Raw genomic sequence first — 21,986 nt, 5'->3', positions numbered from 1 at the left:
GAGGGCGCCTCGAGAACCGAGGGGACATACAACAGATGCGAGCGCAGCCTGCTACGTCTGAGGTGCGCAGGCCCGCAGCGCAACTTGTAGCATACGGGGGCAGCCGGACAGGGTCAATGCGCGAAGGCGCACACCCGGGACAGATCGCCGCACAAAAGGCAGAAGATTCGCCCCAGGAGGCCACGCGGGCCATGGGAACCTTCCGCGGCGGACCCCGGCGGGTTGGACGGAAGAGTACGACGAGGGAGCCGATCATCCAAGAGCCTGGACCGCTCGAACCGGAGGGGTTCGAGCCCGAAGCCACCCGACGTGACGCCGATGTCGCGGAGAGCAGCCGGGCCAACCGGGGCTGGTGGGACCGCAACGCGGACGAGTACCAGATCGAGCACGGCACGTTCCTCGGCGACGACCGCTTCGTGTGGGGTCCGGAGGGCCTGGACGAGGTCGAGGCCGAGCTGCTGGGCCGACCGGAGGAACTGAAGGGGAAGGACGTCCTGGAGATCGGCGCCGGCGCGGCGCAGTGCTCGCGCTGGCTGGCCGCCCAGGGCGCCCGTCCGGTGGCCCTGGACCTCTCGCACCGCCAGCTCCAGCACGCGCTGCGCATCGGCGGATCGTTTCCGCTCGTCTGCGCCGACGCCGGTGCGCTGCCCTTCGGGGACGGCTCCTTCGATCTGGCGTGCTCCGCGTACGGGGCGCTGCCGTTCGTCGCGGACCCGCGGCTGGTGCTGGGCGAGGTGCGTCGGGTGCTGCGACCGGGGGGCCGGTTCGTCTTCTCGGTGACGCACCCGATCCGCTGGGCGTTCCCGGACGAGCCGGGGCCCGAGGGCCTGTCGGTGTCATCCTCCTACTTCGACCGCACGCCGTACGTGGAGCAGGACGAGCAGGGCCGCGCGGTCTACGTGGAGCACCACAGGACGGTCGGCGACCGGGTCCGGGACATCGTGGCCGCGGGCTTCCGGCTGGTGGACCTCGTGGAGCCGGAGTGGCCGGCCTGGAACACCGCGGAGTGGGGAGGCTGGTCGCCGCTGCGCGGGAACCTGATCCCGGGGTCGGCGATCTTCGTCTGCGAGCGGGACTGAGCGGGCACCGGCTCGAAGACTCCGATGGTTCCGTGCGTGCACGCGCGCGCGAGGGGCGTTCCGTACATGCGCGCGAGGGTGATCTGTACGTGCACGCGCGCGTGAGGGCCTCTGTCGCCGTCGTACGACACTAGGGACGTGATCCGTGACGACGCCCTGGACGCGCTGCCCGTACGTTCCGCCCTGCCCGCGCTGACCGAGGCTCTGGAGGGTGCCGGCACCGCCGTGCTCGTGGCGCCGCCCGGCACCGGCAAGACGACGCTGGTGCCGCTCGTGCTGGCGGGGCTCGTGGGCGGCGGGCCGTCGCGGCGGGTCGTGGTGGCCGAGCCGCGCCGGATCGCGGCCCGGGCGGCGGCCCGGCGGATGGCGTGGCTGCTGGGCGAGAGGCCCGGCGACAGCGTCGGCTTCACGGTGCGCGGGGAGCGGGCCGTGGGGCGGCACACGCGCGTGGAGGTCGTGACGACCGGGGTGCTGCTGCAACGGCTGCAGCGCGACCAGGAGCTGGCGGGCGTGGATCTGGTGGTGCTCGACGAGTGCCATGAGCGGCATCTGGACGCCGACACGGTGGCCGCGTTCCTGTGGGACGTGCGGCAGGCGCTGCGGCCGGAGCTGCGGCTGGTGGCCGCGTCGGCGACCACGGACGCGGAGGGGTGGGCGCGGCTGCTGGGCGGGGCTCCGGTGGTCGAAGCGGCGGGGGTGACGCATCCGGTGGAGGTGGTGTGGGCGCCGCCGGCGCGTCCGGTGCGGCCGCCGCACGGGATGCGGGTGGATCCGGTGCTGCTCGCGCACGTGGCGTCGGTGGTGCGGCGGGCGCTGGCCGAGCGGGAGGGGGACGTGCTGTGCTTCCTGCCCGGTGTGGGCGAGATCGCGCGCGTGGCGGGGCAGCTGGGGGGCCTGGGGGCGGTGGACGTGCTCCAGGTGCACGGACGGGCACCGGCCGCCGTGCAGGACGCGGTGCTGGCGCCCGGGGAGCGGCGCCGGGTGGTGCTGGCGACGTCCGTCGCGGAGTCGTCGCTGACGGTGCCCGGGGTGCGGGTGGTGGTCGACTCGGGGCTGGCGCGGGAGCCGCGGGTGGATCACGCGCGCGGGCTGAGCGGCCTGACGACGGTACGGGCGTCGCGGGCGGCCGGGCGGCAGCGGGCGGGGCGGGCCGGGCGTGAGGCGCCGGGTGCGGTGTACCGGTGCTGGTCCGAGGCCGAGGACGTCCGTCTGCCTGCGTTTCCGGCGCCGGAGATCAAGGTGGCCGACCTGACCGCGTTCGCCTTGCAGGCGGCCTGCTGGGGCGACCCGGACGCCTCGGGGCTGGCGTTGCTGGATCCTCCGCCCGGTGGGGCGATGGCGGCGGCGCGGGAGGTGCTGTCGGCCGTGGGCGCGGTGGACTTCGCCGGTCGGGCGACGCCGGTCGGTGCGCGGCTGGCGCGGCTGGGCGTGCATCCTCGGCTGGGGCGGGCGTTGCTGGACACCTCCGGTGCGGGGGCCGAGGTGATCGCCCTGCTCTCCGAGGAGGTGCCGCGGGAGTACGGCGATGATCTCGCCGGGGCGTTGCGTCGGGCCCGGGGAGGGGGTGACGCCTACGCCGCGCGGTGGGCTGCGGAGGTACGGCGGCTGCGGACCGTGTCCTCGGGGTCCTCCCACCCGCCTGCTCGTGAGGCTCGGCCGGGAGGCGCCGGGCAGGCCGGGTCGCACACCGGCGACGACAGACTCGCCGGGCTGGTTGCCGCCCTCGCCTTTCCCGAGCGTGTCGCCAGGCTCGACGGCGGGTCGTACCTCATGGCTTCCGGGACCCGGGCCGAGCTGGGGGACGGGTCCGCGCTGCGGGGCGCCGGCTGGGTCGTCGTCGCCGTCGCCGATCGGGCTGCGGGCAAGGGGCACGCGCGTGTGCTGCTGGGGGCCGCGGTGGACGAGGACGTGGCGCTCGCCGCCGCCGGGGCGCTGCGCGCGGAGCGGGACGAGGTGCACTGGGCCGACGGGGACGTCGTGGCCCGGCGTGTCGAGCGCCTGGGGGCCGTCGAACTGGCGGTGCGGCCCCTGAAGGACGTCGAGCCGGCCCTCGTACGCACCGCCCTCCTCGAAGGGCTGCGGCAGGAAGGGCTCGGGCTGCTGCGGTGGACGGCCGACGGCGAGTCGCTGCGGCAGCGGCTGGCGTTCCTGCGGGCGCGTCTCGGGGAGCCGTGGCCGGACGTGTCCGACGACGCGCTGCACGCGCGCGTGGACGAGTGGCTGGAGCCCGAGCTGAGCAGGGCCCGGCGGCGGGCCGATCTCGGCCGGATCGACGCCGGGCAGGCGCTCACGCGGCTGCTGCCCTGGGCGGGCGGGGAGGCGGGCCGGCTGGACGAGCTGGCGCCCGAGCGGATCTCCGTACCCAGTGGGTCCAGAATCCGGATCGACTATCGGGACCCCGAGCGGCCCGTGCTCGCGGTCAAGCTGCAGGAGATGTTCGGGCTGCGGGAGACACCCGCGGTGGCGGGGGTGCCGTTGCTCGTGCACCTGCTCTCCCCCGCCGGGCGGCCCGCCGCCGTCACGGCCGACCTCGCCTCCTTCTGGCGGGACGGCTACAAGGGCGTACGAGCGGAGCTGCGCGGGCGCTATCCGAAGCATCCGTGGCCGGAGGACCCGGCGGCCGCCGAGCCCACCCGGCACACCAACGCACGGCTCAGGCGCTGATCGGTTCGGGTTCCGGCGTTCCGGTGGCCGCCGGGCCCTCGGGGCGGCGGGCGCGGGCCTCCAGCCACAGGGAGAGGGCGAGGAGCAGCACGCCCACGGTCAGGGAGCCCCAGGGGACGTACGAGGTGAGCATCAGGACCAGGGTGCGGTTGTGCTTGACGAGGGCGACCGTGTGCTCGATGTAGTCCTCGCGCATCTTCACGTCCCCGGCGAACGCCGTGACCTTGGCGCGCCCGCCGAGCAGGGTGCCGCCGCGCAGTTCCTCCCGGTGGGCCTCCTCGCCGTAGACAGGTGCCCCGGTGACCGGTTCGACCCAGAACCTGCGGACGGTGGTGTACCAGCGGGTGGTGCCGGTCCTGGCGACGGACTCCGGGGTGATGCCCTGGACGGGCATGGACTTCGGCATGGGCACCTTGGTCCAGGGGACGGTCTGTTCGAAGTAGTAGACCTTCAGCCCCCGGAAGGTGCGGGTGCCCCGGTAGTGGATGGGGTTGGTGGTGCGGGTCTGGGCGTCGAAGTACTCGTAGTCCCGTTTCTGCGTCAGGAACGGCCACTTGAACTCGATGCCCTTGCGGGTGACCGGGTCGCCGTCGACCGTCTCCCCGGTGGCGTGCACGGGGTCCTGGCTGTGGGCGTCGAAGATGTAGCGCTCGGGGATCTTGGAGACCATCTTGCCGTCGGGGCCTTGCACGTAGGACAGGCCGTCCCAGACGACGACCGGCCGTCCCGCCGTCCGCCCGATGTTCTTCGCGGCCGCCACGTCGCCCTTGAGGGTCTGCACGACGGTGACCTTGGAGACCTTCTTGGCGCGCATGGTGCCGTAGTCGAGGAGGGTGGCGCCCTTGGCCTCAAGGACCATGTCCTGGTACTGGTTCGCGGGGATGCGGGCCAGCCGCGGGAAGGCGTACCAGCGCAGCAGCGGGGACAGCGCCGCGCAGAACACCGCGCAGGCGAGCAGGACCAGGCTTGCCTTGCGGCGCATTCCGACTCTCCCTCCCGGACGGGCGCGGCTAGGGGTGCGCGGGCACCGTCGTCAGCAGTGGTTTGGGGGACGTCCGGCCCGACGGCGAGCCCATCGCGCTGATCGTGAGGACGAGGGCGAGCGCGAGGGCGAGACCGGTCGCGGCGGCGATCAGGGCGCGCATGCGGGGCCTCCCGGGCGGACGGTCGGTGTCCTGACGCATTTCTGATACATCGTCAGGTCGGGCACCGTAGCAACGGGCGGGCGAGATGAGAACAGCGGTGCACGCACGAACGAGGGCGCCCTCCACCGCCGCGGCGGTGGAGGGCGCCCTCGGGTGCGCTCGGCCCGTGCGCTCTCAGGAGGAGGCGGACGGGCTCGGGGACGGGCTCGCCGAGGAGTCGGCGGCGGCGACCTTCAGCTCGACGGTGAGCGTCGCGCCGCCGGTGGTGGTGACGCGGAGCAGGAAGGTGCCGGTGGTGTCGTCCGCGTACAGCTTCGGCAGCGTCAGCAGGCCCTTGTCGTCGGTCTGGAGGCCGGTGAGGGTGCGGACGGTCTTGCCGTCGGCGTCCTTGAAGTAGGGGCCCTTGTCGTTCTCGGCGGCGTCGGTGTCGGACTTGATCAGGGTGGCGGTGGCCGCGACCTTGTCCGCCACGGCACCCTTGTACGTCGCCTTGACCTGGAGCTGCTCGGCGAACTCGCCGCCCGGGGTGCAGGTCAGCGCGGTGTCGCTGGTGCGGGCCAGGGTGTCGGCGGCGCGCGCGGTGACGCTCGCCGTGTAGCCGACGCCCTTGACGGAACGGCCCACGACGGCCGTGGTCACCTTGAAGTCGCCGGTCTTCTCGCCCGCCTGGAGCGCCGGGGCGGTCGCCACGCCCTTGGCGTCGGTGGCGACCGTGGCGACGGTCTCGCCGCCGGCGAAGGTCGCGTCGGTGTCCCCGGTGATCGTGAACCTGATCCTCACCTTGGCGACCGACTTGCCGACCTTGTTCTCCGCGCGAGTGCTGATCCGGGCGGTGAAGGCGTCGCCGGCCATCGCAGTGAGCTCGGCCGTGCCCGCGTCCTGAAGGTGGTCCACGGTGTCGGTGGGGGTCTGCGGGGGCGTCGGCGGGGTCGGCGGCTTCGGCGGGGTCGGTTCGGGGCTCTCGTTGCCGCCGCCGGGCTTGTCGGGCTTGGGGTCCGGCTTGGGGGCCGGCTTGGTCTTCGGCGGGGTCGAGGGCTTGGGGTGCGTCGTGTGCGGCGCGGTGTCGCCGGTGCCGTGGCCCGTGCCGTTGTCGCTGCGGTGGCTCGGCAGGTCGCCGGTGCCGTCGGGCACGGAGTGGGTGCCCTTGCGGTAGTACTCGAGCCAGTTCAGGACCAGGTTCAGGTAGTCCTGCGAGTTGTTGTAGCTGAGGATCGCGCTGTGCAGTCCTGCCTGCTGCGACAGGTCCCAGTCGTTGCGGCACAGGTAGTGGCCGGCGGCGAGGGCGGCGTCGTAGACGTTGTTGGGGTCCTTCTTGCCGTCGCCGTTGCCGTCGCGGCCGGCCCAGGCCCACGTGGACGGGATGAACTGCATGGGGCCGACGGCCTGGTCGTACCGGGTGTTGCCGTCGTACGCGCCGTGGTCGGTGTCCTTGATGAGCGCGAAGCCGTTGCCGTCGAGCGCCGGGCCGAGGATCTGGCTCAGCGTGGTGCCGTCGGCATCGACCCGGCCACCGCGGGCCTGGCCGGACTCGACCTTGCCGATGGCGGCGAGCAGCTGCCAGGGCAGGTTGCAGCCGGGCTTGGCGGAGCGCAGTTCGGCCTCGGCCTTCTTGTAGGCGTCGAGGACCGTCGCCGGGATGGCGGCCTCCGCCGCGCCCTGGGCGACGGGTGTGCCGGCGGTCGACGAGGGGCTGGGCTCGGGGCTGTTCAGCGGCGGCAGGTCCGTGTAATAGGGCGAGTCGCCGGTGGCGTTGCCGTCGGAGGAGGCGTCGGGTACGGGGGTGGAGGTGCCGGCCGTCGTCTGTCTGCCGGGGTCCTCGCCGGTCGCTCCCGGAGCCTGGGACGCGGACAGAGCCGCTACCGCCGCCGCGGCCACGGCGGTGGTCGCCGCCCCCTTGCGCAGCCGCCTGCCGAAATGCGCCGCCATAGAGTGAACCCCTCCCGTGGACGTTGTGCGTCCGTCTCCGTCTGTGTGCCTCGCTGTGGTGTGACGGCTGACCCGGTGTTCTGGTTGCCCCTGTGCCGCTCTTCCGCCTGTGTGACGTGTGTTCGACCGTGCGCTCGGCACGCGCCGCAGGTGACCCTACGACAACTTGCTTGACGTCGGGACCCGTTCACGTCCGTTTTTCACCAGTTGGCCAACTGTCGTTGCCGAGAACGCCCCGGACGGCGGGTCCCGCATACTGAACGGACCTGATCACCGGCTCGTGGCCCTGGCCGACGAGTGCTCGAGGGGGCCCTGTTGCCGTTCACGCTCAGCCATGCGGCGGCCGTACTGCCCGCCGTCCGCCGGGACGGGACCGGCCGGGGCCGCCTGGTGCCGTCGTTGCTCGTCGCGGGCTCCTTCGCACCCGACATGCCGTACTACGCGGCGAGTGTGCTGCCCGGCGGAATGGAATTCGGTGCGGTCACGCACGCGTTCGCCGGGGTGGTCACGGTCGATGTGTTCATCGCGGGGGCGCTGGTGGGGCTGTGGCTGCTCGTCCGGGAGCCGTTGCTCGGGCTGCTGCCCCGGAGGCGGCAGGGCCGGCCGGCCGCCCTGCTGGGCTGCGGAGTGCCACGCGTGCGCGTGCGGGCCGTCTCGGTGCTGCGGTGGTACGTCTCCGCGGTGCTGGGTGCGCTGACGCATGTGCTGTGGGACGCCTTCACGCACCACGACCGGTGGGGGACCCGGCTGATTCCGGCCATCGGGCGGGACCGCCCGGCGGGCATGCCGCTGTACTCGTGGCTCCAGTACGGCTCGTCCGTGACCGGCGCGGTGGTGATCACGGCCTTCCTGGTACGTGCGCTGCGGCGGGCGCCCCGCCGGGAGCCGCTGGGGGTGCCCCTGCTGTCCGCGCGGGACCGGTGCTGGGCCGGGGCCGTGATCGGCGGCTGCGCGCTGGCCGGGGCCGTGCAGCGGGTGGCGCGGTGGTGGGCGTTCGGCGGGGCGCCGGCGCGGCCGTGGGAACTGGTGCCCACGCTGTGCTTCGGGGTGGGCGCCGGGCTGGTCCCGGGGCTGCTGCTGTACGCCGTCGGGGTCAGGGTGTGGCGTCGTCCGGGCCCGGCCGCGGGCGGTCCTGGGGGGCCTGCGGTTCCCGGGGGTCGCGGTGCGGCCGTGGACTCGCGCCGGGAGCGGCCGGTCGGTCGGTGAAGGAGGCGACGAAGACCGTGAGCGTGGGCCGGGGGCGTGAGCTCGGGAGCAGGGTGAGCGCGAGCGCGAGATAGCCGCGGGCCAGGTCGGTCCACTGGCACCAGCCCGGCAAGTGGCCGGTGCGGGTGGTCACGCCGGCGAGCGTGCGCCGCAGGTCCCTGGCGGCCCTGCGGACGGTATCGGTGGCGTCGACGGGGATGCGGGCGGTGCTTGCGTCGGCCGCGAGGGCCGGGACCGGCGAGGCGGGCAGTGCCTGCGCCGAGGCGGTGTCCGCCCAGGCCCGGGTGTCTGCCTCGGGCGTCCGGCGGTGAAGCATGCGTATACCCATGCCCGCAGTTTTGCGGCTGCGGGGGGTGGGGGGCGTTTTGGCGGGGGCCACGTGAGTGACGGGTCCCTCCGTTGGTTCGCCGAACGAGTGTGCGGGGCGGAGGGGGTGGCGGGGGCTGTCGGGTGGGTTGCGGGGGGCCACCGGGCAGGAACCGCCGGAAGGGCGCGGCTGGGCCGGCACCACCGGGGACACACCGTTGGCACACCACCGCCGGGGACACACCGTTGGCACACCACCGCCGGGGACACACCGTTGGCACAGCACCACCAGGGAGGCGCCGTTGGGGCGGCACCGCCGGGCACAGACCGTGGGCAGGTGCCGTTGCGGCGGAGATCCGTGTCGGGCGGGATTTTTCGCGGCTCCTGGCCGGGGCGGTGAGGGGGCGTGGTCGCCGGGCTTCGCCGGGAACGCCCCCTCCGGCCGTGTGCCGTGGGCTAGTGCGCCGCGGACTCCCAGTCCGGGCCCACGCCCACCGAGACGTCCAGGGGGGCGCGGAGCTGGACGGCGCTCGCCATTTCGCGGCGGACGATCTTCTCCACGGCCTCGCGCTCCCCGGGGGCGATCTCCAGGACGATTTCGTCGTGGACCTGCAGCAGCATGCGGGAGGTGAGGTCCGCCTCGCGCAGCGCCCGGTCGACATGGAGCATGGCGATCTTGACGATGTCCGCAGCCGTGCCCTGGATGGGCGCGTTGAGGGCCATGCGCTCGGCCGCCTCGCGGCGCTGGCGGTTGTCGCTGTTGAGGTCGGGGAGGTAGCGGCGGCGGCCGAACAGCGTCGCGGTGTAGCCCGTCGCCCGCGCCTCGTCGACCACCCTGCGCAGATAGTCCCGCACGCCGCCGAAGCGCTCGAAGTAGGTGTCCATCAGGGCGCGCGCCTCGCCTGCCTCGATGTTCAACTGCTGGGAGAGGCCGAACGCCGACAGGCCGTAGGCGAGGCCGTACGACATCGCCTTGATCTTGCGGCGCATCTCCGCGTCCACCGCGGACCGGTCCACCGAGAAGACCTGGGAGGCGACCGTGGTGTGCAGGTCCTCGCCCGAGGTGAACGCCTCGATCAGGCCCTCGTCCTCGGAGAGGTGGGCCATCACGCGCAGCTCGATCTGGCTGTAGTCGGCGGTCATCAGGGACTCGTAGCCCTCGCCGACCACGAAGCCGCGGCGGATGGCCCGGCCCTCGTCCGTGCGGACCGGGATGTTCTGCAGGTTGGGGTCCGTGGAGGAGAGGCGGCCGGTCGCGGCCACCGTCTGGTTGAAGGTGGTGTGGATCCGGCCGTCGCCCGCGATGGTCTTGATCAGGCCCTCGACGGTGACGCGGAGCTTCGCCTGCTCGCGGTGGCGGAGCATGATCACCGGGAGCTCGTTGTCCGTCTGGGCGGCGAGCCACGCCAGGGCGTCGGCGTCCGTGGTGTAGCCGGTCTTGGTCTTCTTGGTCTTCGGCAGCGCCAGCTCGCCGAAGAGGACCTCCTGGAGCTGCTTGGGCGAGCCCAGGTTGAACTCGTGGCCGGCCGCCGCGTGGGCCTCCTTCACGGCCTGCTGCACCGCACCCGCGAACATCTGCTCCATCGCTTCGAGGTGCGCGCGGTCGGCCGCGATGCCGTGGCGCTCCATGCGGGCCAGCAGGGCGGAGGTGGGCAGCTCCATGTCCCGCAGGAGGTCGGCCGCGCCGACCTCCTCCAGACGGCTCGCGAACGCCTCGCCCAGGTCGAGGACGGCACGGGCCTGGATCATCAGGGCCTCGGCCTCGGCGCCCTCGTCCGCGCCGAAGGCCAGCTGACCGTCGGCCGCGGCGGCGGGGGCCAGCTCGCGGTGCAGGTACTCCAGGGACAGCGCGTCCAGGTCGAAGGAGCGGCGGCCCGGCTTGACCAGGTAGGCGGCGAGCGCGGTGTCCATGGCCACCCCCTCGACGGACCAGCCGTGCTCGGCGAAGACGCGCATGGCGCCCTTGGCGTTGTGGAGCACCTTCGGGCGGCCGACATCGGCCAACCAGGCCGAGAACGCGTTCTCGTCGGTCTCGTCCAGCTCCGTGGGGTCGAACCAGGCGGCGGCTCCGTCGGCCGCGGCGAGAGCGATCTCGGCGACCGAGCCCGCACCCAGCGCCCAGGTGTCGACCGTGGCCACGCCCAGGGTCCCGGTGCCGTGCTCGGCGAGCCAGGGGGTCAGCTCGCCGGTGCGCAGGACGGTGCCGTCCACTTCCACGCCCTCGGCGGCGATCGGCGTGCTCTCCGCCTCCTCCCCACCGGGGTCGACGGCGAAGAGACGCTCACGCAGGGACGGGTTGCGGATCTCCAGGGTGTCCAGGACCATCGCGACGGCCTTGCGGTCGTACGGCGCCCGCTCCAGGTCGGTGACCGTCCTCTCCAGCTCGACCTGGCGCTCCAGCTCGGTGAGGACGCGGTTGAGCTTGACCGACTCCAGGTGGTCGCGGAGGTTCTGCCCGGCCTTGCCCTTGACCTCCTCGACGCGCTCGACCAGCTCCGCGAACGAGCCGAACTGGTTGATCCACTTCGCGGCGGTCTTCTCGCCGACCCCGGGGATGCCGGGGAGATTGTCGGACGGATCGCCGCGCAGCGCCGCGAAGTCCGGGTACTGGGCGGGCGTCAGTCCGTACTTCTCGAAAACCTTCTCCGGGGTGAACCGGGTCAGCTCCGAGACGCCCTTCGTCGGGTAGAGCACCGTGGTGTGCTCGGTGACCAGCTGGAAGGAGTCCCGGTCGCCGGTGACGATCAGCACCTCGAAGCCCTCGGCCTCGGCCTGGGTGGCCAGCGTGGCGATGATGTCGTCGGCCTCGAACCCCTCCACGGCGAAGCGCTGGGCGTGCATCGCGTCGAGCAGCTCACCGATCAGCTCGACCTGCCCCTTGAACTCGTCCGGGGTCTTGGAGCGGTTCGCCTTGTACTCGGTGAACTGCTCGGAGCGCCAGGTCTTGCGGGAGACGTCGAAGGCCACCGCGAAGTGGGTCGGCGCCTCGTCACGCAGGGTGTTCGCCAGCATCGACGCGAAGCCGTAGATCGCGTTCGTCGGCTGACCGGTCGCGGTCGTGAAGTTCTCCGCGGGCAGCGCGAAGAACGCGCGGTAGGCCAGCGAGTGCCCGTCCATGAGCATCAGCCGGGGACGGGTGCCGCCGGGGGTCTTGTCGGTCTGCTTCGATGCTGTCTCTGCCACGCCCCCGATCCTGCCACGCCCCACTGACACTCCGGGCCGCGCGCCTCCGCCGGATGTGAGCCCCGGCACAGTGACCGGGGGCCGGGTGATCGCAGCACGGGCCCCGCACCGCACCGCGAGCATTGCTCGCGCTTCCCCCCACCTGCCGGGACTCACGGTTGTCAGCGGCTCATGGGAGGATCGGCGTCGTACTTCTCACACGCAGTCGAAGGGGACCGTGCGATGGCGACGAAGCCGCCCAAGGGTGATCCGGTTCAGGACGCGCCGCAGGTCGCGGAGCCGAAGCACGCGGCGGCGGGGTTGCCGGCCATCGGGCACACCCTGCGCATCGCCCAGCGGCAGATGGGCGTGAAGCGCACCGCACTGACGCTGCTGCGGGTGAACCAGAAGGACGGGTTCGACTGCCCGGGCTGCGCCTGGCCGGAGCCGGACCACCGGCACAAGGCGGAGTTCTGCGAGAACGGCGCGAAGGCGGTCGCCGAGGAGGCCACCCTGCGCCGGGTCACCCCGGAGTTCTTCGTCGAGCACTCCGTCGCCGACCTGGCGACCAGGAGCGGGTACTGGCTGGGACAGCAGGGCCGGCTCACGCACCCCCTGTATCTCCCCGAGGGAGCGGAGCACTACGAGCCGGTCACCTGGGAGCGGGCCTTCGGCATCGTCGCCGAGGAGATCGCCGCGCTCGGCTCCCCCGACGAAGCCGTGTTCTACACCTCCGGCCGGACCAGCAACGAGGCCGCGTTCCTGTACCAGCTCTTCGCGCGCGAGCTGGGCACGAACAACCTGCCGGACTGCTCGAACATGTGCCACGAGTCGTCCGGCTCGGCGCTCAGCGAGACCATCGGCATCGGCAAGGGCAGCGTCCTGCTGGAGGACCTGTACCGGGCGGACCTGATCATCGTCGCGGGCCAGAACCCCGGGACGAACCATCCGCGCATGCTCTCCGCGCTGGAGAAGGCGAAGGCGAACGGCGCGAAGGTGATCAGCGTCAATCCGCTGCCCGAGGCCGGTCTGGAGAGGTTCAAGAACCCGCAGACCCCGCAGGGCATGCTGAAGGGCGCCGCGCTCACCGACCTGTTCCTGCAGATCCGCATCGGCGGCGACCAGGCCCTCTTCCGCCTCCTCAACAAGCTCGTCCTCGAGACGGACGGGGCGGTCGACGAGGACTTCGTCCGCGAACACACCCACGGCTTCGAGGAGTTCGCCGACGCGGCCCGGGCGGCCGACTGGGACGAGACGCTGCGGGCGACCGGTCTGACGCGCGGGGAGATAGAGGAAGCCCTGCGCATGGTGCTCGCCTCGAAGCGGACCATCGTCTGCTGGGCGATGGGTCTCACCCAGCACAAGCACGCCGTCCCGACCATCCGCGAGGTGGTCAACTTCCTCCTGCTGCGCGGCAACATCGGCCGGCCGGGCGCGGGCGTGTGCCCGGTCCGCGGTCACTCCAACGTGCAGGGCGACCGCACGATGGGCATCTTCGAGCGGCCCGCCCCGGCCTTCCTGGACGCGCTGGAGAAGGAGTTCGGGTTCGCACCGCCGCGCGAGCACGGCTTCGACGTCGTACGGGCGATCCGCGCGCTGCGCGACGGCGAGGCGAAGGTGTTCTTCGCCATGGGCGGCAACTTCGTCGCCGCCTCCCCCGACACCGAGGTCACCGAGGCCGCGATACGGCGCGCGCGGCTGACCGTGCACGTGTCGACCAAGCTCAACCGCTCGCACGTCGTCACGGGCGCGCGTGCCCTGATCCTGCCCACGCTGGGGCGGACCGAGCGCGATCTGCAGGACGGCGGCGAGCAGTTCGTGACCGTCGAGGACTCGATGGGCATGGTGCACGCCTCGCGCGGACGGCTCGCGCCGGCGAGCCCGCACCTGCTGTCGGAGCCGGCGATCGTGTGCCGGATGGCGCGCCGGGTGCTCGGCGACAACAGCGTCGTGCCGTGGGAGGAGTTCGAGAAGGACTACGCGACGATCCGGGACCGCATCGCACGCGTGGTCCCCGGCTTCGACGACTTCAACGCGCGCGTGGCCCGCCCCGGCGGCTTCACGCTGCCGCACGCCCCGCGCGACGAGCGCCGCTTCCCGACCGCCACGGGCAAGGCGAACTTCACGGCCGCACCGGTGGAGTACCCCGAACTGCCCGAGGGCCGGTTGCTGTTGCAGACCCTGCGCTCGCACGACCAGTACAACACCACGATCTACGGCCTCGACGACCGCTACCGCGGCATCACGGGCGGACGCCGGGTGGTGCTGGTGAACCCCGAGGACGCACGGGCGCTCGGCACCGCCGAGGGCTCCTACGTCGACCTGGTGAGCGAGTGGAGGGACGGCGTGGAGCGGCGGGCACCCGGCTTCCGGGTGGTGCTCTACCCGACGGCCCGGGGGTGCGCGGCGGCGTACTACCCCGAGACGAACGTACTGGTCCCGCTGGACGCCACCGCCGACACCAGCAACACCCCGGCCAGCAAGTCCGTCGTCGTACGTCTCGAAGAGCACCTCCAGGACCACGAGGACCGCGCTCAGGACCGTCTGGAACAATCGGCAGCCGACTGAGCGTTCGCTCAGCGAAGAGACAGCTGGACGATGAACGGAGCCGGGCCGATGGGCGAGCAGCAGCGAGTGAAGTTCCCGCAGGAGATCATCGACGAGTACGCGGCGCTCGGTGTCGATTTGCCCGCCCTGTTCTCGGCCGGACACCTGGGCACGCGCATGGGTGTGCAGATCCTGGAGGCCTCCGCGGAGAAGGTCGTCGGGACCATGCCGGTGGAGGGCAACACCCAGCCGTACGGTCTGCTGCACGGCGGTGCCTCGGCGGTGCTGGCGGAGACCCTGGGCTCGGTCGGCTCCATGCTGCACGGCGGCAGCTCGAAGATCGCGGTCGGTGTGGACCTCAACTGCACGCACCACCGCGGGGTCCGCTCGGGGCTGGTGACCGGCGTGGCCACCCCCGTGCACCGGGGCCGGTCTACGGCGACGTACGAGATCGTGATCAGCGACGAGGAGGGCCGCCGGGTGTGCAGCGCCCGGCTGACCTGCCTGCTGCGGGACGTGAACAAGGACGACGCGGCCCGCGTCCAGGGCGAGCGCGCCTGACGGCGATGCGGCGGGGCCGCCCGGCCCCGCCGACCAACCGGCCGCTAGCCGCGGGCAGTTGGCACCCCGCCAGGACGCGCGGGGCTCTCATCTGGCCCGCCCGGCACACGGACACCCGGCCCCTGCCCCTCCCCCGTCCCGACGAGCGCGCCACTCTTCGCGCCCCCATGCGCCTCCCACCCCCGTGTGCACCCCCGCGTCCCGCACCCCCCGGCTCCCCCGCCCCGCCGTGCCCTTCGCGCCCCCGCCTCGCCGGCGCCCCGCCCCTCCGGCCCCGCCGCCGCACGCCTCCGGGGGGTCTCTCCCGGGCGGCACCCCTGCGGCGCGCGCCCCCATGCGGAAACGCGAGGGAGCTCCAAGGACTTGACTTCCTTTCCTCCGCGTAACTCAGCGTAATACGCGTGCAATATACATTCGTCGTTTCACCCCCTCCCTCCTGCTGCGTACAACTCCCCCCGGAGGGCCCGGAAGTAGCCCGCAGCAACGGTGAGGCGTAATCACCAAAACCCCCGAGACGCCTGAACGCATTGTCGTGAGTCCTGCAGGTTCTCAGAATGCGGACGGGGTGAATCGGCCTGAATTCCTGTTTTCCCCCCACGCTGCACCGCTCTGCATTACCGCGTGTCATAACAAGAGCGTCACAGCCTTGGTCAAGCACTCCTCCACGTTCCCCACACACGCTTAGAGTCACGGCCAGTCACCGCTCCATCGGGAGTTCGGTACCGGCGCGGCACCCGTCGTTCCCCACAGGGGGGCGAACGTGCCTGCGGAAAGGATCGATTGTGCGACAGCGTTCTCTGGTGATTCTTACCTCCGTGCTGACCACCGGAGCTCTGACCCTCACCGCGTGTGGCTCCCGCGACAAGGACAACAAGGGCGGCGACAGCGGCAACGTGACGGTCACGATCGGCGTCGATGCCCCGCTGACCGGCCAGAACTCCGCGACGGGCCTGGGCATTCAGTACGGCGCCCAGATCGCCGTCGACGATGCCAACAAGAACAAGACCGTCCCGGGCGTCACCTTCAAGATCAAGGCGCTGGACGACAAGGCGATCCCCGCCACCGGCCAGCAGAACGCCACCCAGCTCGTCCAGAACCCGAGCGTCCTCGGCGTCGTCGGCCCGCTCAACTCCGGTGTGGCCACACAGATGCAGCAGGTCTTCGCCACCGCGAACCTGGTGCAGATCTCCCCGTCCAACACCGCCCCCGAGCTGACCCAGGGCAAGAACTGGCAGACCAGCAAGTCCCGCCCGTTCAAGACCTACTTCCGCACCGCGACCACCGACGCCCTGCAGGGCGCCTACGCGGCGGACTACGCCTTCAACGGCATCCACAAGAAGAAGGCTTTCGTCGTCGACGACAAGCAGACCTACGGCGCGGGCCTCTCCAAGATCTTCAAGGAGCAGTTCGTCAAGCAGGGCGGCAAGATCGCCGGCACCGACCACGTCAACACCGGTGACCGCGACTTCTCCACGCTGGCCACCAAGATCAAGAACTCGGGCGCCGACATCCTCTACTACGGCGGCCAGTACGACGAGTCCGAGGTGCTGACCAAGCAGCTCAAGGACGCCGGCGCCAAGATCCCGCTCTTCGGCGGCGACGGCATGTTCACCCCGACCTACATCAAGACCGCCGGCAAGGCCGCCGAGGGCGACCTCGTGACCTCCATCGGCGTCCCGGTCGACACCCTGCCCGCCGCCAAGAACTTCGTGGACACCTACAAGGCCAAGAAGTACCCCGGCGACTACGGCACCTACGGCTCGTACTCCTACGACGCCACCACCGCCATCATCAAGGCCGTCGGCCAGATCGTGAAGGACGGCAAGCTCCCCGACGACGCCCGCGCCCAGGTCGTCGACGGCGTCCAGAAGACCTCCTTCGACGGCATCTCCGGCAAGATCTCGTTCGACGAGTACGGCGACACCACCAACAAGCAGCTGACCGTCTACCAGGTCACCAAGGGTGAGTGGAAGTCCGTCAAGAGCGGTACGGCCAACCCGAAGTAGACCCATCGCAGCACATCGCACCACCAGGGCCGCGCGGCGCAGACCACCGTCACCGCGCGGCCCGCTCTCTACCGCCCACCTTGACTCTCCCCACCACATGGAGGCCACGCGGTGAACACCTTGCCGCAGCAGCTGGCCAACGGGCTGTTCCTCGGCTCGATGTACGGGCTGATCGCCATCGGCTACACGATGGTGTACGGCATCGTCCAGCTCATCAACTTCGCCCACGGCGAGATCTTCATGACCGGAGGTTTCGGCGCCCTCACGGTCTACCTCGTCCTGCCGGACGGCATATCCATGTGGATAGCCCTGCCGGCGATGCTCATCGGCGGTGCACTGGTCGCCGTACTCATCGCCGTCGGCGCCGAGCGATTCGCCTACCGCCCCCTGCGCGGCGCGCCACGCCTCGCCCCGCTGATCACCGCGATCGGCCTGTCACTCGCCCTGCAGCAGGCCGTCTTCAACTGGTACCAGGTCGACGGCGACGCCAAGTCCGCCCGCGTCTTCCCGCAGCTGCCGTTCGGCCCGCTGCACCTCGGATCCGTGACCGTGCAGAGCGGTGACGTCTTCCTGATCATCGCCGCCCCCCTGTGCATGGCGGTCCTCGCCTTCTTCGTCCGCCTCTCCCGCACCGGCCGCGCCATGCAGGCCACCGCCCAGGACCCGGACACCGCCCAGCTGATGGGCATCGACACCAACCGCATCATCGTCATCGCCTTCGCCATCGGCGGCTTCTTCGCAGCCGTCGCCGGTGTCTCCTACGGCCTCAAGTACGGCTCGGTCTCCTACGACATGGGCTTCATCGCCGGCCTGAAGGCATTCACCGCGGCCGTCCTCGGCGGCATCGGCAACATCTACGGCGCCATGCTCGGCGGTCTCGTCCTCGGCGTCGCCGAGGCCATGGCCACCGCCTACATCTCCGACATCCCCGGCATGCACCAGCTCGGCGGCGGCAGCTGGGCCCCGGTGTGGGCCTTCGTCCTCCTCATCCTCGTACTCCTCTTCAGGCCACAAGGCCTGCTCGGCGAACGCGTCGCGGACAGGGCGTGAGCAGCATGACCGACACCACCACCGAGACGACCGCCACGTCCCCGGAACCAGCCGCACACGGGCCCGTCCCGCTCCCGCAGGCCGCCGCCCGCCTGCTCATCGTGACCGGCGCCATCGGCACCATCGCCAGCGCCTTCCTCAGCTGGACCTGGACCCCCGACTTCCCCGGCGACCTGACCGTCTACGGCTACCCCGCGGGCCTGCAGACCATCGCCCTCGTCGCCGGCGCCCTCACCCTGGTCTTCGGGCTCGGCCTGTGGAACGTACCCGGGCTGGGCTGGATCAACCCGGGCAGAGCCACCACCCCGGTGTTCCTGATCGCCCTCTCGGCCTTCGCCGTCTGCTGGTTCACCGGCATCGCCATCGCCGTGGACCTCGGCGGCCTGGTGAACCTGGACCCCGGCGCCTTCGTGGCCATGGCGGCCTCCGCACTCCCCGTCGTCGGCGCACTCGCGCTGCCCCACCCGGCCCCCGGCGCGGGCCTGCGCGGCTACCTCACCAAGCCCGACCAGCCACGCCCCGGCACCCTCTCACCGCTCGCCGAGCGCCTCGTCATCACCGTCGCCACCGCACTTGCCCTCGTCGTCTTCAGCTACGGCATCGGCATCAACGACGACGACAGCGAAACCTTCATCGGCTTCCTCCTCGTCCTCGTCTTCGGCGCCTGGGGCCTGCTCCACACCGGCCTCCTCGACCGGTACACGACGATGTCCACCCGGCACAAGGGCTTCGCGACCACCCTCGCCTTCGTCGCCGCCGCCCTCTTCCCCTTCACCCAGAACGACGACCACAACGCCAACATCGGCGTGAACATCCTCATCTTCGCCACCGTCGCCCTCGGCCTGAACATCGTCGTCGGCCTCACCGGCCTCCTCGACCTCGGATACGTCGCCTTCCTCGGCGTCGGTGCCTACGCGGCCGCCCTCGTCTCCGGATCCGAATACTCGCCCTACAACGTCCACTTCCCCTTCTGGGCCGCCGCCCTCACCGGCATGGCCGCCTCGCTGGTGTTCGGCGTCCTCATCGGCGGCCCCACACTGCGCCTGCGCGGCGACTACCTGGCCATCGTCACCCTCGGCTTCGGAGAGATCTTCCGCATCACCGTCAACAGCCTGGACGGCGACTCCGGACCCAACGTCACCCGCGGCCCCAACGGCATCACCCAGATCCCCGACATCCAGCTCTTCGGGTTCAACCTCGGCAACGCCCACGACGTGGCCGGATTCAGCCTCGGCCGCTTCGCCAACTACCTCATCCTGATGCTCGTCATCACGGCGATCGTCGTACTCGTCTTCACCCGCGCCGCCGACTCCCGCATCGGCCGCTCCTGGATCGCCATCCGCGAGGACGAGACCGCCGCCACCGCCATGGGCATCAACGGCTTCCGCGTCAAGCTGATCGCCTTCGCCCTCGGCGCCTCCCTCGCCGGCCTCGCCGGCACCGTGATGGCCCACGTCAACTACAGCGTCAACCCCCAGCCCTACCAGTTCGCCGGCGCCGCCCCGCCCAACTCCGCCTTCCTGCTCGCCGCCGTCGTCCTCGGCGGCATGGGCACCGTCAGCGGCCCGCTGCTCGGCGCGAGCGTCCTCTACCTGGTCCCCGAAAAGCTCCAGTTCCTGCAGAACTACGAGCTCTTCGCCTTCGGCCTCGCACTGATCCTGCTGATGCGCTTCCGGCCGGAGGGCATCATCGCCAACCGCCGCCGCCAGCTGGAATTCCACGAGACCGACCAGCTCGACGTACCGGCACAGAAAACGCTCACCGACGAACCGGCCGTCACCAAGGCAGGGGCGTAAGGAACCATGACGACACCTGTACTCGAAGCCCGTGACGTCACGATGCGCTTCGGCGGCCTGACCGCCGTCCGGTCCGTCGACTTCACCGTCAACAGCGGCGAGATCGTCGGTCTCATCGGCCCGAACGGCGCCGGCAAGACCACCTTCTTCAACTGCCTCACCGGCCTGTACGTCCCCACCGAGGGCACCGTCTCCTACCAGGGCAAGGTACTGCCGCCCAAGCCGCACCTGGTGACGCAGGCAGGCATCGCCCGCACCTTCCAGAACATCCGGCTCTTCGCCAACATGACCGTCCTGGAGAACGTCCTCGTGGGCCGCCACACGCGGACCAAGGAGGGCCTGTGGTCCGCGCTGCTGCGCGGCCCCGGCTTCCGCAAGGCCGAGAAGGAGTCCGAGGCGAAGGCCATGGAACTCCTGGAGTTCGTCGGCCTCGCCGCCAAGCGCGACCACCTCGCGCGCAACCTGCCCTACGGCGAGCAGCGCAAGCTGGAGATCGCCCGGGCACTGGCGAGCGAACCGGGTCTGCTGCTGCTCGACGAGCCGACGGCCGGCATGAACCCGCAGGAGACCCGGACCACCGAGGAACTGGTCTTCGCCATCCGGGACAAGGGCATCGCCGTCCTCGTCATCGAGCACGACATGCGCTTCATCTTCAACCTCTGCGACCGCGTCGCCGTACTCGTCCAGGGCGAGAAGCTCGTCGAGGGCACCTCCGAGGTCGTCCAGGCCGATGAGCGTGTCGTCGCCGCCTACCTCGGCGAGCCCTTCGAGGGCGACCCCGGCGAGGCGGAGGTCGCGGAGGTCGAGGCAGCGGAGGCCGCCGCCGAGGTCGCAGCCGACGCCGAGGCCGCCGCAGAGACCGCACCGGCCGCGGAGACGCAGCCCGCCACGGAGACGCAGCGCGCCACGGAGACGCAGCCCGCCGCGGAGACGGAGGCGGCCGACGAGACCGAGCCCGCCGCCGAGACCGAACCGGCCGCCGAGACCGAGCCCGCCGACGCGGAAAGCACCAGCGACTCGGAGACCCCCAGCGACCCGGAAGGCACCGCGGACGCGGAGAGCACCAGCACCACCAAGGGAGAGGCCCAGTGACCGCACTGCTGGAGGTCGAAGACCTCAGGGTCGCCTACGGCAAGATCGAAGCCGTCAAGGGCATCTCGTTCAGCGTCGAAGCCGGCCAGGTCGTCACCCTCATCGGCACCAACGGCGCCGGCAAGACGACGACCCTGCGCACCCTCTCGGGCCTGCTCAAGCCCACCTCCGGGAAGATCACCTTCGACGGCAAGCCACTCACCGGCGTCCCGGCACACAAGATCGTCGCCCTCGGACTCGCCCACTCCCCCGAAGGCCGGCACATCTTCCCGCGCCTCTCCATCGCCGAGAACCTCCAGCTCGGAGCCTTCCTCCGCAAGGACAAAGAAGGCATCGAGAAGGACATCCAGCGCGCCTACGACCTCTTCCCCATCCTCGGGGAACGCAGGAAGCAGGCCGCCGGCACCCTCTCCGGCGGCGAACAGCAGATGCTGGCCATGGGCAGAGCCCTCATGTCCCAGCCGAAGCTGCTGATGCTCGACGAGCCCTCGATGGGCCTCTCGCCGATCATGATGCAGAAGATCATGGCGACGATCGTCGAACTGAAGTCCCAGGGCACGACCATCCTGCTCGTCGAACAGAACGCCCAGGCGGCACTCTCCCTCGCCGACCAGGGCCACGTCATGGAGATCGGATCCATCGTCCTCTCCGGCAGCGGACAGGACCTGCTGCACGACGAGTCGGTACGCAAGGCCTACCTCGGCGAGGACTGAGCGCGGCTACGACAAGGCCCGCGCCCCCTTCTCCGGGGCGCGGGCCTCTCGTACACCTGCGGCACTCAGTCCTTCTTGGCCGCCTTCTTCTCCTCGCTGTCCGCGATGACCGCCTCCGCGACCTGCTGCATCGACATCCGGCGGTCCATCGACGTCTTCTGGATCCACCGGAACGCCGCCGGCTCGGTCAGCCCGTACTCCGTCTGCAGGATCGACTTCGCACGATCCACCAGCTTGCGGGTCTCCAGCCGCAGAGTGAGGTCGGCGACCTCCTTCTCCAGCTGCTTCAGCTCCGTGAAACGGGAGACGGCCATCTCGATCGCCGGAACCACGTCGCTCTTGCTGAACGGCTTCACCAGGTACGCCATGGCACCGGCGTCCCGGGCACGCTCGACGAGGTCGCGCTGCGAGAAGGCGGTCAGCATCAGGACCGGCGCGATGGACTCCTCGGCGATCTTCTCGGCCGCGGAGATGCCGTCCAGCTTGGGCATCTTCACATCGAGGATGACGAGGTCCGGGCGGTGCTCGCGGGCCAGCTCGACGGCCTGCTCACCGTCACCGGCCTCGCCGACGACGGAGTACCCCTCCTCCTCCAGCATCTCTTTGAGGTCGAGCCGGATCAGGGCCTCGTCCTCGGCGATGACGACACGGGTCGTCAGCGGAGGCACGTGCGACTTGTCGTCGTCGGGCGCGTCTACGGGCTGGGGCGACTCGGGGGTCACGGGGGGCTCCT

The 21,986-nt window shown here is 71.3% G+C and carries 15 protein-coding genes; 10 read left to right on the top strand and 5 right to left on the bottom strand.

The genetic code is table 11. The features are described 5' to 3' along the window. Positions 1–191: 191 nt before the first annotated feature. Complete coding sequence (locus ACIHEJ_RS13245) at positions 192–1,079, top strand: class I SAM-dependent methyltransferase (RefSeq protein WP_400134890.1); 888 nt, start codon at positions 192–194, stop codon at positions 1,077–1,079. Positions 1,080–1,217: 138 nt separating this feature from the next. Then, complete coding sequence (gene hrpB, locus ACIHEJ_RS13240; protein WP_400134888.1) at positions 1,218–3,743, top strand: ATP-dependent helicase HrpB; 2,526 nt, start codon at positions 1,218–1,220, stop codon at positions 3,741–3,743. Here the strand turns inward: hrpB and ACIHEJ_RS13235 are convergent. From ACIHEJ_RS13235 to ACIHEJ_RS13225, 3 genes are all read right to left on the bottom strand, one after another. After that, complete coding sequence (locus tag ACIHEJ_RS13235) at positions 3,733–4,725, bottom strand: DUF3068 domain-containing protein (protein ID WP_400134886.1); 993 nt, start codon at positions 4,723–4,725, stop codon at positions 3,733–3,735. The genes hrpB and ACIHEJ_RS13235 overlap by 11 nt on opposite strands. Positions 4,726–4,753: 28 nt before the next feature. Continuing rightward, the gene (locus ACIHEJ_RS13230; protein WP_400134884.1) at positions 4,754–4,888 is read right to left on the bottom strand and encodes an SPW_0924 family protein; all 135 of its coding nucleotides are present in this window, start codon (positions 4,886–4,888) and stop codon (positions 4,754–4,756) included. A gap of 174 nt (positions 4,889–5,062) precedes the next feature. Next, positions 5,063–6,814 carry a lytic murein transglycosylase gene (locus tag ACIHEJ_RS13225; protein ID WP_400134882.1) on the bottom strand — a complete coding sequence of 584 codons (1,752 nt, stop codon included), beginning with the start codon at positions 6,812–6,814 and terminating at the stop codon, positions 5,063–5,065. 315 nt (positions 6,815–7,129) lie between these two features. On the opposite strand from ACIHEJ_RS13225, the gene ACIHEJ_RS13220 reads away from it, so the two are divergent. Beyond that, positions 7,130–8,020 (top strand): DUF4184 family protein, encoded by an 891-nt coding sequence (locus ACIHEJ_RS13220; RefSeq protein ID WP_400134881.1) that lies wholly within the window; start codon positions 7,130–7,132, stop codon positions 8,018–8,020. A 762-nt stretch (positions 8,021–8,782) separates the two neighbouring features. Here the strand turns inward: ACIHEJ_RS13220 and polA are convergent. Then, complete coding sequence (polA, locus tag ACIHEJ_RS13215; RefSeq protein WP_400134879.1) at positions 8,783–11,509, bottom strand: DNA polymerase I; 2,727 nt, start codon at positions 11,507–11,509, stop codon at positions 8,783–8,785. Positions 11,510–11,731: 222 nt separating this feature from the next. Between polA and ACIHEJ_RS13210 the strand changes: the two genes are divergently transcribed. The 7 genes from ACIHEJ_RS13210 to ACIHEJ_RS13180 all read left to right on the top strand — a co-directional run bounded on the left by ACIHEJ_RS13210 (position 11,732) and on the right by ACIHEJ_RS13180 (position 21,253). Then, on the top strand, positions 11,732–14,056 hold the full coding sequence (locus ACIHEJ_RS13210; protein ID WP_400134877.1) for an FdhF/YdeP family oxidoreductase: 2,325 nt from the start codon (positions 11,732–11,734) through the stop codon (positions 14,054–14,056). Positions 14,057–14,104: 48 nt separating this feature from the next. Next, the gene (locus ACIHEJ_RS13205; RefSeq protein WP_400134875.1) at positions 14,105–14,596 is read left to right on the top strand and encodes a hotdog fold thioesterase; all 492 of its coding nucleotides are present in this window, start codon (positions 14,105–14,107) and stop codon (positions 14,594–14,596) included. Positions 14,597–15,378: 782 nt separating this feature from the next. Continuing rightward, positions 15,379–16,602 carry a branched-chain amino acid ABC transporter substrate-binding protein gene (locus tag ACIHEJ_RS13200; protein ID WP_400134873.1) on the top strand — a complete coding sequence of 408 codons (1,224 nt, stop codon included), beginning with the start codon at positions 15,379–15,381 and terminating at the stop codon, positions 16,600–16,602. A gap of 111 nt (positions 16,603–16,713) precedes the next feature. Continuing rightward, on the top strand, positions 16,714–17,652 hold the full coding sequence (locus ACIHEJ_RS13195; RefSeq protein WP_400134871.1) for a branched-chain amino acid ABC transporter permease: 939 nt from the start codon (positions 16,714–16,716) through the stop codon (positions 17,650–17,652). Between the two features lie 5 nt (positions 17,653–17,657). Next, positions 17,658–19,448 carry a branched-chain amino acid ABC transporter permease gene (locus tag ACIHEJ_RS13190; RefSeq protein ID WP_400135142.1) on the top strand — a complete coding sequence of 597 codons (1,791 nt, stop codon included), beginning with the start codon at positions 17,658–17,660 and terminating at the stop codon, positions 19,446–19,448. Between the two features lie 6 nt (positions 19,449–19,454). Continuing rightward, positions 19,455–20,540, top strand: a complete 1,086-nt coding sequence (locus ACIHEJ_RS13185) for an ABC transporter ATP-binding protein (RefSeq protein WP_400134869.1) — start codon at positions 19,455–19,457, stop codon at positions 20,538–20,540. Further along, the gene (locus ACIHEJ_RS13180) at positions 20,537–21,253 is read left to right on the top strand and encodes an ABC transporter ATP-binding protein (protein ID WP_400134867.1); all 717 of its coding nucleotides are present in this window, start codon (positions 20,537–20,539) and stop codon (positions 21,251–21,253) included. Before ACIHEJ_RS13185 ends, ACIHEJ_RS13180 begins: the two co-directional genes overlap by 4 nt. A 65-nt stretch (positions 21,254–21,318) precedes the next feature. Here the strand turns inward: ACIHEJ_RS13180 and ACIHEJ_RS13175 are convergent, their stop codons facing one another. Next, positions 21,319–21,975 carry an ANTAR domain-containing response regulator gene (locus tag ACIHEJ_RS13175; RefSeq protein ID WP_400134865.1) on the bottom strand — a complete coding sequence of 219 codons (657 nt, stop codon included), beginning with the start codon at positions 21,973–21,975 and terminating at the stop codon, positions 21,319–21,321. Positions 21,976–21,986 lie beyond the last annotated feature (11 nt).

It is taken from the genome of Streptomyces sp. NPDC052301 (genome assembly GCF_044593395.1).
GTDB lineage: Bacteria > Actinomycetota > Actinomycetes > Streptomycetales > Streptomycetaceae > Streptomyces.
Note: the sequence above shows the minus strand (reverse complement) of the source record. Positions and strands in the feature narration are given on the sequence as shown.